Consider the following 13,074-nt stretch of genomic DNA (forward strand, 5'->3'; position numbering starts at 1 on the left):
AAAACAAAAAACCCTAACACAACAATTATTATTAATAAGGCCATAAAAAATTATATTTTATAAAAACAAAAAAAAAAATAAAAAAGAGAAAAAAAAAGACAACAAAAAAAAAAAAGGAGAAATAACCCACTCCCTGGAAAAGGGGGGGTATTTTTTGGGGGTATCTATTTTCCCAGCGAAAAAAAAAGATTAATTTTAATAAAAAAAAAATCCGCTTGTGTGTAATAAAAAGCAAAATTGGGAGATTTTTTAACCTTAAAAATTAATTGGAAAAAAAAAGAGGGTACTAAGAAAATTCCTTATAGGTTTATTTTTCCCCTTAATATAAAAGAAAAACCCTGGAAGGAAGATTTTATTTTTGTTCAAGGAAAAAATTTTTAAGGGGAAAATCAGTTGAGAGAATATGGGGAAATTTGTTATAAGGCAATAAATCAACCATTCGGCTCTTAATGTTTTTGTGGAGGGGAAGATTTAGATAAAAGGCGATCGTTTTCCCCCATCGGCCACCGGAATTGGGGGTTATTTGGGACTCTCCAACCTGATTAAATATTACCTTACTTAAAGTAGTGAAAGCGGGCGATAATGCCCGCTATTTTATGAGTTAATCGGGTCAATCCTATATATACTGATATATGATGGGTAAACTGATATTAAAAAAGCTGTAATTGCCGGGAATGAGGAAGAAGGGGGACTGATTCACCTAACATAACTTTTTGATGCAGTAAACTTAAATCCTGCTGATTAATCTTGTCTTCCATAAAGCGTAACGAAGAAGTCGCCACATATTCTAAATCTGTCTCAAAAGCCAACCAATGGCGGCATTCCTGTTCAGCCACAAATCCCGTGGTATTAGAACCAGAAAATATATCAACGACTATATCTCCGGGGTCTGTTAAAAGTTGAATAAAAAACTTAGGCAGTTGACTGGGAAAACGTGCAGGATGAGCTTTTAATCCCAAGGCTTTACATCCCCTGAGATATTGGCTATTGGAATCTGTATTAGGAATTTGCAAGAGATTACAAGGAATTGCACCGCCGTTATTTTTAGCAAAGGATTTGCTAATATCATGTCCAGATGGGCGCTTTTTGGCATTATAAAACTTGTCAGGATCAGCCAGCAGTTTTTGCATTCTGGGGCTATAATCAGTCAATACTTTAGTTACATCGGATTTGGGAAATTCCGACTTACTAAACCACCAAACTGTATTGATTGAATCTTTGACCCTAATCTTGCGTTTGTTAACCCATTCTATAGGACTTGGTAACTTGGAAGGATTAAACCAATAAAAATCTTCAGCCAGGAAAAAACCAATGCGATCGCAAAAATAAATAGGAACCCTAAAATTATACAAACTTCTAACAGGTTTTCCCTTTTCATAAGCACCACCTAAATCTAAAACAAAGCTGCCATCATCTTTCAACTTTTGATAGACAACTCTGGCAAATTGGGCTAACCATTCAATATATTCGCTCTGGGTTTTATTTCCATATTCTTTTTGTCTTTGTAGTGCAAAAGGTGGACTGGTTAAGACTAGGTTAATGCTCTGATCAGGAAGCTGATTTAACAATTGCAAAGAATCCCCACAGAATGCAGCCCCCAGACCAGTATAATAACTGGGTTTGCTATTGATTTTTGTGAGATCTAGTGGAAATTTAATCTGTTCTGTGGTCATGATTTATTAATTATGCTACTTATAGTCTGTAGATGTATGGTCATCACTACCTATATTATATAGGATATGTCAGCTATCAGAATATGCCATCTAGTGCTAGAAATATTTTTGCTAAAAGATTAAAGCAAATTCGTAAAATGCGAGGACTTTCCCAGGAAAACCTAGCTGATATAGCAGGTTTACATAGAACCTATGTAGGCTCTGTGGAACGTGGGGAACGTAATGTGTCAATTGACAATATGGAACGTCTAGCTAAGGCGCTTGATGTTGAAATTACTGAACTTCTGAGGGAATAGTAACTATGAAATCTCATCCAGACAAAGCTATTCTTGACGAGTTATTTCCATATATTCAGCAGTATCAAGCACTAGCTACTAAACACGGAATTAATGATATTTTTCAAGATAATGGAGGTAAACTTTTACAGGTAATTTTGGTAACTGGATTACAAATAATACCTGGAAGGGAGGGGAATGATGCTAAAGATGCTGATGGTAATGAATTTGAACTCAAGTCAGTTAATATCGCTCTAACTAAGAGTTTTTCTACTCATCACCACATTAACCCGCGCATAATTGATAAATATAGACAAGTAGACTGGATCTTTGCAGTATACCGGGGAATCAACTTGTTGTATATTTATAAACTTACATCCTCAGACTTAGAATATTTTTATAGGAAGTGGGAAGAAAAGTGGTACAGTAAAGGTGGAAAAGATATTAACAATCCCAAAATCCCATTAAAGTACGTTATTGAACATGGACAGCTATTATACTCTATTGACAGTTAGGGGCTATTTTTGATAAGATTAACCCAGCAATGTATGGACTGATAAAACCTCAGAAAATTGTCAGCGATCGCTCTCCCCACTCGGAACCGGAGTCGGGGTTATTTGCGACTCTCCAACCTGATTAAATATTACCTTACTTAAAGTAGTGAAAGCGGGCGATAATGCCCGCTAATTTATTAGTCATGCCAACTGGGAAAATTAACCTGATATTAAAGAGCTATTCCCGGTTTATGGTCTGCCCTAAAATTAGCCCTATTCCACCAAAAACCGGGTTTTAAAATGGTCACAATTCCAGCAAATTGGCAATTAGCGAACATCCACAGAAACTAATGTATCTAGGGGTAATTCCCCACCAATAGCCAGTATCCGATAAACTCCATTTTCTGGTAGCCGGGTAGAAATGTTTTGGGTTCCTGTCTCTAAAATCTTGCCATGAGGACCGGCGATCGCTAATTCGACTCCAAACCCTGTCACTTTCATCATTTGACCCTGGCGACAACGAATAGTTAGGGGTTGAATACTGCGCGCCGATAATGTGAACCCCACAGACCCGTTATATTCCCCTGAACGAATTACAATAGGGCGATCTGGTAAAGAACGATACTTAGATAATTTTTGGTTTATAGTATCGTTAGAATTATCTTTATCTTCTAGTTCGGGTTCTGGTTTGGGTTCTGGTGATGGTCGTTCAATTTGAACCTCAATAGCACAATTGGTAGACTCAATGCGTGGATAAATCATCACCCGATATATTCCAGTTTCCGGCATATTTCCCTGCCAACGACCCGAAGATACAAAGGCTAATTCGCGACCGGAAGGGCTATAAAGTTCAGCTTGCAAAGTTCCCGCCCAAACAATTAGTGTGACTTTTTCTGCTTTGTTAGCAGTGAAAATATAGAGGGTTGGTTGTCCGATATTTTCGCGAATTGTGCCGGATTCTGGCAAAGACAAAATTGGATATTGCATGGTAATTTACCTAATTAAATGTGGTTAAATTTCAGATATACTTTCGAGATGATTGACCTGTTTACATAGACGATCTAATAATTCTGCTAAAAATTGTTGTTCAGATGGGACTATAATTTTAGGCGGCTGTTTACAGGTGCGATCGCTTCGTTGATTGTGTGTTAGCATAGATATAACCCCTGGTGCTAAGGTGATTAGTCAGATACTGATGTCTGCGCTTGTCTATGTTTTTACTGTAGGATTGAAACTCTCAAATGTGGCGATAGTAGGTGATACTATCACGACTTACACATCACTACCAGTGTCTTTGTGTTCTATAACCCCCGTTTAGGTAGAGGTCTGGGGGTGGAGTTGACCCCAGGTTATGGACAGTTGCGTAAATGTCATGCGATCGCCGTAGTCAAGCCTCATCAATAAATGATATAAATGATATGTGCATCGAGTAAGGAGTGGGTAACTTTGCCACCAGATGAGATAAATTCTTACTCTCAAATTCCTACACAGCCAGAGTTACAGGACTCTGAAGATATAAATAGCAGAGATTGTTTTTGTTCTGTCAGTGAACCTAGAGCAGTCAAAAATCGCATTAAGCAGTGTTTAGGCATTGCTAAACGTAACACCTTACCCGTATCCTTGGCGCTAATGGGGATAGAGGGTTTAGATCTGTGTCTCCAACAACAGGGATATCAGAAAACTGATCAGGTGTTAATGGAACTCATCCAAGAAATTCAGGATCACCTGCGCGAATGCGACTGGGTAGCTTACTGGGGTAATAATCAATTTGTGATGGTGATTTTCTCGGACCCACAAGGTGCAAAAATTGCTCTCAAACGTATTTGGCAAGCCTTTAAAAGCCGCAAAATGAACTTAGATGATGCGGTAATTACCTGTTCTGCCAGAATAGGTTTTACTCAAGTGCATCATAATGAACACATGAATGCCTGTTTAGAACGCATGGAATCTGCATTATATAAGGCAAAAACGACAAACAAAGCCTTGGCTTTTTTGGCTTAAATTATCTCGCCAAAAGTTATGATTAGTGGCATTTACCACAAGCTACCACCACCGCCTTGATGATGCCGATAAATCTGATAATAATACCGATAACTATAAACATGAATCGCTATTCTTTCCTGTAGGATTTGTTGTAGCAAGTTAAGGCGTTTGGTATCAAAATCTGGGGATGGAGAAATCTGCTGTTGTTGTTGGAGAATCGCAAACTGTTGGTTAAGTTGATTAAGGCGATCGCTTCCTGTAGCTTTAATTAATCTTCCAAAGGGAACATAACCTAAAGCCCGATAGATAGGTTTCATGGGAGAATCATCATCATAAAGTAGCATATCCCCCGGAGTTTCAATGCGGATAATATTAGGGATTGTTAATATCTTTTCCACCTTTACTGTACCACTTTTCTTCCCACTTCCTATAAAAATATTCTAAGTCTGAGGATGTAAGTTTATAAATATACAACAAGTTGATTCCCCGGTATACTGCAAAGATCCAGTCTACTTGTCTATATTTATCAATTATGCGCGGGTTAATGTGGTGATGAGTAGAAAAACTCTTAGTTAGAGCGATATTAACTGACTTGAGTTCAAATTCATTACCATCAGCATCTTTAGCATCATTCCCCTCCCTTCCAGGTATTATTTGTAATCCAGTTACCAAAATTACCTGTAAAAGTTTACCTCCATTATCTTGAAAAATATCATTAATTCCGTGTTTAGTAGCTAGTGCTTGATACTGCTGAATATATGGAAATAACTCGTCAAGAATAGCTTTGTCTGGATGAGATTTCATAGTTACTATTCCCTCAGAAGTTCAGTAATTTCAACATCAAGCGCCTTAGCTAGACGTTCCATATTGTCAATTGACACATTACGTTCCCCACGTTCCACAGAGCCTACATAGGTTCTATGTAAACCTGCTATATCAGCTAGGTTTTCCTGGGAAAGTCCTCGCATTTTACGAATTTGCTTTAATCTTTTAGCAAAAATATTTCTAGCACTAGATGGCATATTCTGATAGCTGACATATCCTATATAATATAGGTAGTGATGACCATACATCTACAGACTATAAGTAGCATAATTAATAAATCATGACCACAGAACAGATTAAATTTCCACTAGATCTCACAAAAATCAATAGCAAACCCAGTTATTATACTGGTCTGGGGGCTGCATTCTGTGGGGATTCTTTGCAATTGTTAAATCAGCTTCCTGATCAGAGCATTAACCTAGTCTTAACCAGTCCACCTTTTGCACTACAAAGACAAAAAGAATATGGAAATAAAACCCAGAGCGAATATATTGAATGGTTAGCCCAATTTGCCAGAGTTGTCTATCAAAAGTTGAAAGATGATGGCAGCTTTGTTTTAGATTTAGGTGGTGCTTATGAAAAGGGAAAACCTGTTAGAAGTTTGTATAATTTTAGGGTTCCTATTTATTTTTGCGATCGCATTGGTTTTTTCCTGGCTGAAGATTTTTATTGGTTTAATCCTTCCAAGTTACCAAGTCCTATAGAATGGGTTAACAAACGCAAGATTAGGGTCAAAGATTCAATCAATACAGTTTGGTGGTTTAGTAAGTCGGAATTTCCCAAATCCGATGTAACTAAAGTATTGACTGATTATAGCCCCAGAATGCAAAAACTGCTGGCTGATCCTGACAAGTTTTATAATGCCAAAAAGCGCCCATCTGGACATGATATTAGCAAATCCTTTGCTAAAAATAACGGCGGTGCAATTCCTTGTAATCTCTTGCAAATTCCTAATACAGATTCCAATAGCCAATATCTCAGGGGATGTAAAGCCTTGGGATTAAAAGCTCATCCTGCACGTTTTCCCAGTCAACTGCCTAAGTTTTTTATTCAACTTTTAACAGACCCCGGAGATATAGTCGTTGATATATTTTCTGGTTCTAATACCACGGGATTTGTGGCTGAACAGGAATGCCGCCATTGGTTGGCTTTTGAGACAGATTTAGAATATGTGGCGACTTCTTCGTTACGCTTTATGGAAGACAAGATTAATCAGCAGGATTTAAGTTTACTGCATCAAAAAGTTATGTTAGGTGAATCAGTCCCCCTTCTTCCTCATTCCCGGCAATTACAGCTTTTTTAATATCAGTTTACCCATCATATATCAGTATATATAGGATTGACCCGATTAACTCATAAAATAGCGGGCATTATCGCCCGCTTTCACTACTTTAAGTAAGGTAATATTTAATCAGGTTGGAGAGTCGCAAATAACCCCGACTCCGGTGCCGAGTGGGGAGAGCGATCGCCATTAGCCAAAGCCTTCACCTCCACAGTAACATTAGTAGCAGATGGTTGATTTAATGCCTTAATACAGAGTTCCGCAATATCCTCTCGACTGACTTTCCCCTTAATAGTATCTCCTTGGTCGAACATCAAAGCCTCGCCGCCAGGTTCTTCCGTCATAGCACAGGGGCGAATAATCGTATAGGGAATATTACTCGATCGCACTACATTTTCCCCTCGCAATTTCCAGGTTAAAATACCTCCCAATTGGTCATTCATTCGCACCGCCGGAGGTTCTTCGTCTAAATTTAATCCTGGTTTTCCCGGACGAGTGACACCCGCAGAACTCACCATCACCAGGCGAGGTTTAGCCGCATTTCCGTAGGCTTTAATCGATTCAATTTGCAGTTGAAACATACCCGCTTCAAACTTAGGGTTTAACTCCCCATCATATTCAAACTTACTCAGCATCAATTGAAACGCATAGACCGATTTTGAGTTAAACCCGGGATTATCTTTAAGGGTTTTGGCACGAAACACAGGAATCAATTGTTCAAAAGGAATCCTGATAGTCATGGGAATATTATAAACCGTATCAAAGGAATAGCAATAACCAATACTATCCCACTTTTCATCACAGCGGGCAATAAACTTATAACGCTTGCCATCTCCTTTCACCCGCAGTTCAATTCCCGCAAACTCCGATAAATCTAAAGGCGGTTCAAAATTCCGAGTTCTGACAGAGACAAACCCCCCAGAATTAGCCGTCGAAACATTGCCCGTAAATAAAGCAGCATCCCCAATTAGTCGCAGGGAACTTTCACTAACTCCCCCCATCACCACATCATCTAAAGCCCCCCAAGTCGCCTTTAGTTCAGCGTCTGGCTTGGTAAAATCAAACAGAATTTTTTGACCAGAATTTCGCAAGGTATTAGGGGTAGCATTAATCAGATTTTGAATGCCTTTATATTCCACCAATTCGGGAATATCAACCACCTCCGGCATATAAAATTTAACCCCTTGATAGTATTTTTCGCGGGTGGGGGTATCCCCTTCTACGGGTTGGACTCGGGTTCCTGAACAACAAATAATTGCCGTCACGTCCTGCATGACTTGGGGGGTAAGGGTTTCGGGGATGGTTAAATCAGCCTCCATGATATCAACCTTATTTCCCAGCATTTCTAGTCCCCGTTTCCGGTCTCGAACCAAGGCCCTTACTTTGATACCCTGTTGCTGGAGGCGTTTAACCACCCGCTTACCTACTCCCCCCGTCGCACCGACCACTAGGACGACTTCAGAGGGGGGACTCGGTGGCTTGGCTTCCCCCCCAAATAGCTTCTGTAGCCACCGACAACTACCTAGAAACGGAATTACGCCAAAATAGTTGAGGGTTTTTACAAACCGATTGATGTCCCAAGGTGCTTTTTTATTTTCTGTAGCCATATCTGTCCTTCAGGTGTTGCTGTTTACTATATTAAGATATGTTACAGAATCTAGGGGGTCGGTGATTACCCGTTCTCTGGCGGTGGGTATTTGTGCTAAGGTGTGGGTTAGACGGATAGCATGATATTCATTCTATGGAAAACATTGATTGGGAAACTGCGATCGCAGCGGGATTAGCTGGGATAATTTTTTTAGGTGCGATGCTGATGATGTTCACGAATTTTTGGACAACAGCCCTACGGAAAAAAGATGATTAAATTTTGGCAAAGATTCAGTATTTCCTGGGAAAACTCAGCTACACTTTAGGAAATTCTACCATTATAAAACACCATGATTTTAGATGTCAATAGTATCGCCGAATTTTCCCGCGCTAATTGTGGGATGATTTGCGCCTTCTTAGTCCCCATGAATTTAATCGCGACTCTGCAAACGATGATTTTTACAGCGGTGGGACGTTCTCAGCAGCAAATGTTATTGATGGTGGGATTTGCCAGTTTATATGCTGGGGTTCTAGTGGCTCATGTTTGGACTTGGTTTGCGATCGGTGTGGTGATGGCTCCCACATTTATTCTGTTATTTTTGGCCGCGGTTTGTGTGAGCATTAATATTTGGGCGATCGCTAAACCCACCCATATATCTCGCCTAATTCAATTAGTGATTTCCCTGGGCAAAAATACCCTACAACCGAACACCTAAGCCTCATCAATATGGTAGTAGCTTAGGGGTGGCTGCCATCGCCTTTTGGTGTCACCAACAACAGCAATTATAGCCCAGTTTCCCGCAACCGGGTTATAGTAGAGCCATGTCCGATGCTCAGGGATTGAATGCTAATTTCACCCGTTCATCGTGCCAAGTTTTGCAACCACTGGAGGAGATGGGCAATCAAATCGGGGTCGCTTTCTAGGAATTGCGGTAATCGGCACTCGGGGAGGCGTTGGGGGACAATCACCGCCATGGGGGGATGGCTAAAGCGGGCGAGTTTATTGAGTACCGCGATATCAAAGCCTTGGGGGGGTGGGTCGGTGGGTTCTTCGTAGAGGATGAGGGCAATTGGATGGTCGCTGAGGTCATCCTCGCAGTAGGCTTGTAATTCGGCAATGGTACGGGGTTTACCGTCGGGACTGGGGGGACATCCGGCTTTTTTCAAGGTGGTGTAGATTTGCAAGGCGGGGTTGCTGGGGTCGCTGAAGCGGCTGCCATCGATGCAAATGGCTTGGCAGTTGAGGGGGTGGGTTTGGATGGCTTGGTTGAGGATTTGGGGGACAAGGGCGAGGTTACACTGTTGAATAAAGGGGGTCGGGGTGGCGGCGAGATTGTGCCATGCTTGATAAAATTCGGGATAGGGGAGGTTTTCGGCACAGTCCCAGATGACTTCGTAGCATTTAGCGAATCGTTTAAAGTTGTCTCTGTAGGTTTCATCGCTGAGGCAGTCTTTTAAGGCGGAGACGACTCCTGCATATTGTTCAGGTGTGGTGAGGATTTTCCCTAAACTATCTGCCGCCTGAATACGGGTAAATTTATCCTCAGTAGTGCGGATAATTTCAAGCAATCCAGCGATCGCCTTGGGATTTCCTGGGTCGATTTTCCCTAAACTATCTGCCGCCCACCTACGGCTATTTTCATTCTCAGTAGTGCGGATAATTTCAAGCAATACAGCGATCGCCAAGGGTCTAATGGTTTGTGGTATCACCTCTCTCGCCGCTTCTTTGATGGGGTCTAAAAAGGTTCGCCATTCCTGTTTTTCAGTATTGAAATAACCAAACCCCCACTTCACCACCTGCCGCACCATCTCGGTAGCCAGAGAACAAGCCTTAAATTGATTAATCCCAGCAGCAGCCAGCAAATAGGCTTGATCTCCATAAAAATCTCTGACCCCACCCTTAAATTCAACCAACGCCCGAATAAACTCCTCCTTCTTCTGGGCCTTAATATCCTTACGCCCCAACCAACACAAAATCACCTGCTTCCACTGCTGCTCAAAAATCCGATACCGCATCCCCGCCACCGGAAAATTAACATGATTCCGAGGCATAAAATAATCCCAATCCTCCACCGTCAAGGCTGCAAAATACTCCTGAAACGTCGCATGATAAAAGGCAAAAATACTACTATCGCCGCGTCCATCTCTGCCCACCCGATTTAACCAACCCAACCGCAACACCAAATCAGCCCACGAAGTCTTACAGCTTGTTCGATATTTAATTAGTACAGTAACCGCATTTAGTAAACCAGTTCTTAAACGTATTTCTATCAGCATTAGAGCCAGTTTAATTAACTGTTCTAGTGCTTCCATTGCTCGTGTTGGAAACATTCTGACCACTGACTTAACCGTTGACCACAACATTTAAATAGGATTGAAATCTGGTGAGTAGGGTGGTAAATATTCTACTCTGGCTCCCGTAGCAGTGATCATTTCTTCAATGCCCTCCATTTTATGGATATTAAGGTTATCCATAACTACGACATCCCCTGGATTCAGTCTCGGAACCAAGTCCTGTTCAATAAAATCCTGAAAATCTTTACCTTTCATCGAGCCTTATATGGCTTTTTTAGCTACCAATTTTTCGATACTTATGGCTCCAATTAAGGTAATTTTTCTGCCTTAATAAACTGGTATTAAACATCATGCTTTTTTGCCTTTTTTACTCCTCGCTATAGAGGGAATCATCCCTACCCAGAAAGCTGTATCATCAATGAATATCATTTTTGAGGTACATCTCACCCGCTCTCGGTAATCAAATCGCTGTTGTTGACCTTCTTCCGTTGCTACCTTTTCTGACCGGTAATTTTTTTTAAGAGTTAGTTCTTCTTTTTTGAGGAATTCACACATTCCTCCGACGCTGACATAAACATCCAGCTCATTTAGGAGATGTTCTCGATACTGTCGAACTGTCCCATCTGGGTAATCTTGTACCATCTGAATAATAAAGTCTCGATAAGATTCTAGCTGGCTAGGACGATTGAGCCCGGGCTTTTGAGGAGTTATATCTTGAGTTTCTCGATATTTTTTTGATATAACTATGAACAGTAGCAGGACTCATCATAAATTGCTCTGCAAGTTGCCTAATTGAGCCTTGGCCTAATTGATAGGCGGTGACCACTTTTTTCCTAAAAGCAACAGAATAACGGCTCATGGGTGAATCCAGTTGGAATTGAGTTTAGCCCTAGTTGATCACCAAGTTGTTATAGGTATTCATTGTTACACATATTTAATGAACAAGCTGTCATAGCGCTTTCCAGTCCCTTGGGGAGAAAGTACACCCCACTCATCCAGTTTTCCAAGTCTACGGTAGCGCCAAAATCTGCTAAAATGGCAGGGGATACGGTGGGGGTCAGAATCCACAACCGGGGTGATTCTCCGGGAGCGAGCCGTCTTTTTTCCCGAGTGGCTTGGCGTTCCCATTGCGCCTTCATGTCTAGGAGCTTCACCAGACAACTGCGAATTTCTCTGGGTTTAACGGGATTGCTAAAAGGCTCAAAAACCGCTGGGGTGGTGGCTAATTTTCCCAATAAGCCTAGGTTACTAGCTGAGGCGGTATTTTCCGGGCGGGGTGTGAAAAAGATGTCAATTTCTCGCCTTTCTGAAGCCATGGTTTTGCTGGTTTCAGTTGCACCTAATTGCTTTAAGAGTTCCTGGATATATTGTTTGGTGAATTGGTCGTAGATCAATCTGGTCATTTATAGCTGTTTTCGAGGTCTCTAATTATTAATTATACTCTAGTCTGGCTCCGACAGCAGCCCTCAATTGCTGCCTTCACCCCCCCCCGACTGAGAAACCGGGTTTCTTTGAGAAACCGGGTTTCTTGACCCCCCCCCGACTCAGAAACCGGGTGATTTTCGTTATGATGTCTTGCCATGGGGGTAGTTTTTTGAAATAATAGCCAGGTATCAGTTAAACTAATCAACAAATCCAATCAATGGGAGGGTACGATCGCCAATGATTTTATCTCGTGGTAAGTTTTTAATAATCAGCTTGCTGCTAACTACTTTCTTGGGAGGCTGTTTGAGGGGAAAAGTACAGCAATGCGAAAAACTAATTGATGTGGTACACCGGGGTAATTCCTTAATTACAGCCCAAAGCGATCGCTACGATATAGCGACTACCAAACAGTTAGCCCTAGCACTTGATGGCATCGCTAACCAAGTAGAAAAACTAGATATTCACAACGAGGAATTACAAACTTTTCAAAATGGTTATAGCCAGAGTTTCCGGGAGATAGCCATAGGTCTCACCCAAACGGCTCAGGTGCTGGAAACCGGACAAACTATCCCCGTTAGCTTTCAAGGACGACAACAACTTAAACAAGCCAAACAACAAATGCACCAAGCCACAATCAGGACTCAGCAAGCAGGCGATCGCCATGATAATATAACCCAGGAAATGCTAGTTTCTTGTCCGCCGAAATCGACTAATTAATGGTGAATTTCTAGCAGTAAAACATAGTTACCTAGGCGCAATTTTTCCGACCAAAGTTCATACTCCAGTCGCAAAAATTCTGGCAGGGGATAACCAACTAAAGTTAGGTCGCGGGTAAAATTTCGCAGGCGAATTTGATTCGGTAAAGACTCCGACTGACCCTGAAGATAATAACGACTGAGCCCGTACATCCCTTTTTGCCATAGGTGACGATAGCTAAAGTTGCTTTTTCCCTGCATAGTCATGACAGCACGACCGGGGGACACTTCCAACCATAGCAGTCTGGGTTGATGAGATAATGGTACAATTGGGGATAGATCGCCATCACTCTCCAATTGCCAATCTAACAGATCTGGTTCCTGTAGGATCAAGTGAAACTGCTGTTTGTCTTTTTGGTAAAGGGTAGCCGCCGTCTCAATTTGCGATCGCAGCGGTAAATCCGTAGAAATCCAAGATAGACGAACAGGCTTACGGTGATGAGTGAGCATAAAATATCTTGTTAATTGATAGGATTTTCA

General features: G+C 41.4%; 19 protein-coding genes and 1 pseudogene. 7 read left to right on the plus strand and 13 right to left on the minus strand.

The window, feature by feature from the left end:
• Positions 1 to 650: 650 nt before the first annotated feature.
• Positions 651 to 1,673: a DNA-methyltransferase gene (locus XZ46_RS20430; protein WP_006623970.1), complete on the minus strand. Its 1,023-nt coding sequence runs from the start codon at positions 1,671 to 1,673 to the stop codon at positions 651 to 653.
• A gap of 83 nt (positions 1,674 to 1,756) precedes the next feature.
• Between XZ46_RS20430 and XZ46_RS20435 the strand changes: the two genes are divergently transcribed.
• Both XZ46_RS20435 and XZ46_RS20440 read left to right on the plus strand, forming a co-directional pair.
• Entirely contained in the window at positions 1,757 to 1,969 is a 213-nt protein-coding gene (locus XZ46_RS20435) for a helix-turn-helix domain-containing protein (RefSeq protein ID WP_006623971.1), read from the plus strand.
• A 5-nt stretch (positions 1,970 to 1,974) separates the two neighbouring features.
• A complete protein-coding gene (locus XZ46_RS20440; protein ID WP_048895211.1) occupies positions 1,975 to 2,463 on the plus strand; it encodes a PDDEXK family nuclease in 489 nt (162 codons plus the stop codon).
• A 306-nt stretch (positions 2,464 to 2,769) separates the two neighbouring features.
• Here the strand turns inward: XZ46_RS20440 and XZ46_RS20445 are convergent, their stop codons facing one another.
• Positions 2,770 to 3,429: a hypothetical protein gene (locus tag XZ46_RS20445; protein WP_006623974.1), complete on the minus strand. Its 660-nt coding sequence runs from the start codon at positions 3,427 to 3,429 to the stop codon at positions 2,770 to 2,772.
• A 24-nt stretch (positions 3,430 to 3,453) separates the two neighbouring features.
• Positions 3,454 to 3,597 (minus strand): hypothetical protein, encoded by a 144-nt coding sequence (locus XZ46_RS35515; RefSeq protein WP_008053416.1) that lies wholly within the window; start codon positions 3,595 to 3,597, stop codon positions 3,454 to 3,456.
• Positions 3,598 to 3,888: 291 nt separating this feature from the next.
• Between XZ46_RS35515 and XZ46_RS20450 the strand changes: the two genes are divergently transcribed.
• Positions 3,889 to 4,443 (plus strand): GGDEF domain-containing protein, encoded by a 555-nt coding sequence (locus XZ46_RS20450; RefSeq protein ID WP_228116385.1) that lies wholly within the window; start codon positions 3,889 to 3,891, stop codon positions 4,441 to 4,443.
• Positions 4,444 to 4,475: 32 nt separating this feature from the next.
• Here the strand turns inward: XZ46_RS20450 and XZ46_RS20455 are convergent, their stop codons facing one another.
• Genes XZ46_RS20455 through XZ46_RS20465 form a run of 3 tightly spaced genes read right to left on the minus strand, consistent with a single transcriptional unit; the run spans position 4,476 to position 5,447 of the window.
• Complete coding sequence (locus XZ46_RS20455; RefSeq protein ID WP_008053420.1) at positions 4,476 to 4,823, minus strand: hypothetical protein; 348 nt, start codon at positions 4,821 to 4,823, stop codon at positions 4,476 to 4,478.
• Positions 4,798 to 5,229, minus strand: coding sequence for a PDDEXK family nuclease (locus tag XZ46_RS20460; RefSeq protein ID WP_008053422.1), 432 nt, complete (start codon positions 5,227 to 5,229; stop codon positions 4,798 to 4,800). Before XZ46_RS20460 ends, XZ46_RS20455 begins: the two co-directional genes overlap by 26 nt.
• Positions 5,230 to 5,234: 5 nt before the next feature.
• Complete coding sequence (locus XZ46_RS20465; protein ID WP_006623971.1) at positions 5,235 to 5,447, minus strand: helix-turn-helix domain-containing protein; 213 nt, start codon at positions 5,445 to 5,447, stop codon at positions 5,235 to 5,237.
• An 83-nt stretch (positions 5,448 to 5,530) separates the two neighbouring features.
• Here XZ46_RS20465 and XZ46_RS20470 point away from each other — a divergent pair, with 83 nt between their 5' ends.
• Positions 5,531 to 6,553: a DNA-methyltransferase gene (locus XZ46_RS20470; RefSeq protein WP_006623970.1), complete on the plus strand. Its 1,023-nt coding sequence runs from the start codon at positions 5,531 to 5,533 to the stop codon at positions 6,551 to 6,553.
• A 104-nt stretch (positions 6,554 to 6,657) separates the two neighbouring features.
• On the opposite strand, the gene XZ46_RS20475 is transcribed toward XZ46_RS20470, so the two are convergent.
• Positions 6,658 to 8,139, minus strand: a complete 1,482-nt coding sequence (locus XZ46_RS20475) for a CIA30 family protein (protein WP_006623969.1) — start codon at positions 8,137 to 8,139, stop codon at positions 6,658 to 6,660.
• 134 nt (positions 8,140 to 8,273) lie between these two features.
• On the opposite strand from XZ46_RS20475, the gene XZ46_RS37635 reads away from it, so the two are divergent.
• Positions 8,274 to 8,396 (plus strand): Z-ring associated ZapG family protein, encoded by a 123-nt coding sequence (locus tag XZ46_RS37635; RefSeq protein WP_006623967.1) that lies wholly within the window; start codon positions 8,274 to 8,276, stop codon positions 8,394 to 8,396.
• 73 nt (positions 8,397 to 8,469) lie between these two features.
• Positions 8,470 to 8,835: a hypothetical protein gene (locus tag XZ46_RS20480; RefSeq protein ID WP_006623966.1), complete on the plus strand. Its 366-nt coding sequence runs from the start codon at positions 8,470 to 8,472 to the stop codon at positions 8,833 to 8,835.
• Positions 8,836 to 8,980: 145 nt separating this feature from the next.
• Here the strand turns inward: XZ46_RS20480 and XZ46_RS34650 are convergent, their stop codons facing one another.
• The 5 genes and pseudogenes from XZ46_RS34650 to XZ46_RS20505 all read right to left on the minus strand — a co-directional run bounded on the left by XZ46_RS34650 (position 8,981) and on the right by XZ46_RS20505 (position 12,044).
• Entirely contained in the window at positions 8,981 to 10,450 is a 1,470-nt protein-coding gene (locus XZ46_RS34650) for a HEAT repeat domain-containing protein (RefSeq protein ID WP_006623965.1), read from the minus strand.
• Positions 10,451 to 10,483: 33 nt separating this feature from the next.
• A complete protein-coding gene (locus XZ46_RS20490; protein WP_006623964.1) occupies positions 10,484 to 10,669 on the minus strand; it encodes a transposase in 186 nt (61 codons plus the stop codon).
• A gap of 93 nt (positions 10,670 to 10,762) precedes the next feature.
• A complete protein-coding gene (locus tag XZ46_RS33115) occupies positions 10,763 to 11,056 on the minus strand; it encodes a hypothetical protein (RefSeq protein ID WP_082113544.1) in 294 nt (97 codons plus the stop codon).
• Positions 11,057 to 11,364: 308 nt separating this feature from the next.
• A pseudogene (locus tag XZ46_RS20500) lies at positions 11,365 to 11,817 on the minus strand (hypothetical protein); the annotation flags it as partial.
• Positions 11,818 to 11,849: 32 nt separating this feature from the next.
• Positions 11,850 to 12,044, minus strand: coding sequence for a hypothetical protein (locus tag XZ46_RS20505; RefSeq protein ID WP_155839133.1), 195 nt, complete (start codon positions 12,042 to 12,044; stop codon positions 11,850 to 11,852).
• Positions 12,045 to 12,076: 32 nt separating this feature from the next.
• Here XZ46_RS20505 and XZ46_RS20510 point away from each other — a divergent pair, with 32 nt between their 5' ends.
• Complete coding sequence (locus XZ46_RS20510; RefSeq protein WP_006623960.1) at positions 12,077 to 12,556, plus strand: hypothetical protein; 480 nt, start codon at positions 12,077 to 12,079, stop codon at positions 12,554 to 12,556.
• Here XZ46_RS20510 and XZ46_RS20515 read toward each other — a convergent pair.
• Positions 12,553 to 13,044 carry a hypothetical protein gene (locus tag XZ46_RS20515; protein ID WP_006623959.1) on the minus strand — a complete coding sequence of 164 codons (492 nt, stop codon included), beginning with the start codon at positions 13,042 to 13,044 and terminating at the stop codon, positions 12,553 to 12,555. The genes XZ46_RS20510 and XZ46_RS20515 overlap by 4 nt on opposite strands.
• Positions 13,045 to 13,074 lie beyond the last annotated feature (30 nt).

This window comes from Limnospira indica PCC 8005, assembly GCF_000973065.1.
In the GTDB taxonomy this organism is placed as follows: domain Bacteria; phylum Cyanobacteriota; class Cyanobacteriia; order Cyanobacteriales; family Microcoleaceae; genus Limnospira; species Limnospira fusiformis.

Coding starts and splice junctions, on each gene's coding strand:
- XZ46_RS20430 (WP_006623970.1), bottom strand. CDS start 1,673: ATGACCACAGAACAGATTAAATTTCCACTAGATCTCACAAAAATCAAT.
- XZ46_RS20435 (WP_006623971.1), top strand. CDS start 1,757: ATGCCATCTAGTGCTAGAAATATTTTTGCTAAAAGATTAAAGCAAATT.
- XZ46_RS20440 (WP_048895211.1), top strand. CDS start 1,975: ATGAAATCTCATCCAGACAAAGCTATTCTTGACGAGTTATTTCCATAT.
- XZ46_RS20445 (WP_006623974.1), bottom strand. CDS start 3,429: ATGCAATATCCAATTTTGTCTTTGCCAGAATCCGGCACAATTCGCGAA.
- XZ46_RS35515 (WP_008053416.1), bottom strand. CDS start 3,597: ATGCTAACACACAATCAACGAAGCGATCGCACCTGTAAACAGCCGCCT.
- XZ46_RS20460 (WP_008053422.1), bottom strand. CDS start 5,229: ATGAAATCTCATCCAGACAAAGCTATTCTTGACGAGTTATTTCCATAT.
- XZ46_RS20465 (WP_006623971.1), bottom strand. CDS start 5,447: ATGCCATCTAGTGCTAGAAATATTTTTGCTAAAAGATTAAAGCAAATT.
- XZ46_RS20470 (WP_006623970.1), top strand. CDS start 5,531: ATGACCACAGAACAGATTAAATTTCCACTAGATCTCACAAAAATCAAT.
- XZ46_RS20475 (WP_006623969.1), bottom strand. CDS start 8,139: ATGGCTACAGAAAATAAAAAAGCACCTTGGGACATCAATCGGTTTGTA.
- XZ46_RS37635 (WP_006623967.1), top strand. CDS start 8,274: ATGGAAAACATTGATTGGGAAACTGCGATCGCAGCGGGATTAGCTGGG.
- XZ46_RS20480 (WP_006623966.1), top strand. CDS start 8,470: ATGATTTTAGATGTCAATAGTATCGCCGAATTTTCCCGCGCTAATTGT.
- XZ46_RS34650 (WP_006623965.1), bottom strand. CDS start 10,450: ATGTTTCCAACACGAGCAATGGAAGCACTAGAACAGTTAATTAAACTG.
- XZ46_RS20490 (WP_006623964.1), bottom strand. CDS start 10,669: ATGAAAGGTAAAGATTTTCAGGATTTTATTGAACAGGACTTGGTTCCG.
- XZ46_RS33115 (WP_082113544.1), bottom strand. CDS start 11,056: ATGGTACAAGATTACCCAGATGGGACAGTTCGACAGTATCGAGAACAT.
- XZ46_RS20510 (WP_006623960.1), top strand. CDS start 12,077: ATGATTTTATCTCGTGGTAAGTTTTTAATAATCAGCTTGCTGCTAACT.
- XZ46_RS20515 (WP_006623959.1), bottom strand. CDS start 13,044: ATGCTCACTCATCACCGTAAGCCTGTTCGTCTATCTTGGATTTCTACG.